Raw genomic sequence first — 1,176 nt, 5'->3', positions numbered from 1 at the left:
CGTGGTCCAGCGCCACGAACGGCGGCACGTCGTCGTCAGGGTTGCGGCCGTGCTCGCGGGCGTACGCCTCGGCGTGCCGGTTGAGCGCCTCGACGTAGCCGTCCAGGCCCTGGGTCACTCCGGTGGCCGGGGTGCGGAGCAGCTCCAGCGCGCCGGCCGCGACCGCGCCCGGTCCGGGGGCGGCCCCCGCGACGGCCCGGTCCCCGGGGCCGCGCCGTTCGCCCGGGACGATGGTGTCCGCGAACGCCTCCAGAGTCATGGTCGCCGCGTCATGGCCGGCCGGGTCAGCCGTTTCCATCTGGACCCTCCCTCACCGTCGTGAATTCACAAAAAGGATCGGTGGCCCCGGTGCGGGTGGTCATCTTCGGGATTGCCGGTCGATAATTGACCCGTCAATGACCCTGTCATAGGATGATCACCCTTCGCGACAGGGTGGGTGTGAGCACATGCAGGAACGCGCACGGCGTACTCGCGAGACCATTCTCAGGGCGGCCGCCGCGGCCTTCGAGGCCAACGGCTATGGCGCGACGACCCTGCAGGAAATCACCAGGCACGAGGACGTCAGCAAAGGGGCGCTCTATTTCCACTTCCCGGACAAGGAGACGCTCGCCGCGACGATCGTGGCCGAGTACGACGCGCTCTGGCGCGGGCTGCTGGAGGAGCTGCGGCCGAGGCATCCGCGCGCCCTGGTCCTGCTGGTCGAGTTCTCCTGGGCGGTCGGCCTGGCGTTCCGCGACAACCCCCCGGCCCGCGCCGGGATCCGGCTGCTGCTGGAGACCCGGCTGTACGCGTCGCACACCCGCCCCCCGCACACCGGCTGGATCGCCGAGACCGCCGCGCTGCTCGCCGAGGCGGACCGGCAGGGTGACCTCGCGCCCGGCGTGAACACCGCCGACGTCGCCCGGTTCATGGTCGCCACGTTCACCGGGCTGCAGCAGATCGTGATCCTGGACGGCGGGCCGGCCGACCCGGTGAGCTGCGTGACCACCATGTGGCGCTGCCTGCTCCCGGGACTCGTCCAGCCCGAGCGGCTGCCCGAGCTCCTCGACCTGCTCAACGCGCGCGCCGCCATGACCGGCCACTCCGCCCCCGGCCACGTCACCCCCGCTCCCGCTGAGCCCGGCCCTGCCTGACCGCGCCCGGCCCCGCCTGACCGTGCCCGGACCGGCCGCCGCG

The 1,176-nt window shown here is 72.8% G+C and carries 2 protein-coding genes; one reads left to right on the top strand and one right to left on the bottom strand.

What is annotated here, in order from left to right; genetic code table 11:
- Positions 1–298: DUF5987 family protein (locus AB0J52_RS41585; protein ID WP_500188795.1), on the bottom strand; the 298-nt coding region annotated here is incomplete at its 3' end.
- A gap of 148 nt (positions 299–446) precedes the next feature.
- Here AB0J52_RS41585 and AB0J52_RS41580 point away from each other — a divergent pair.
- A complete protein-coding gene (locus tag AB0J52_RS41580) occupies positions 447–1,133 on the top strand; it encodes a ScbR family autoregulator-binding transcription factor (RefSeq protein WP_500188794.1) in 687 nt (228 codons plus the stop codon).
- Positions 1,134–1,176: the final 43 nt, after the last annotated feature.

Origin of the sequence: Spirillospora sp. NPDC049652, from assembly GCF_040675125.1 — a bacterium.
Lineage (GTDB): Bacteria > Actinomycetota > Actinomycetes > Streptosporangiales > Streptosporangiaceae > Spirillospora.
This window is presented reverse-complemented; position numbering and strand designations above follow the sequence as displayed.

Bases quoted from the DNA above. Each gene is read 5' to 3' on its own strand.
- AB0J52_RS41580 (WP_500188794.1), top strand. From the start codon at position 447: ATGCAGGAACGCGCACGGCGTACTCGCGAGACCATTCTCAGGGCGGCC.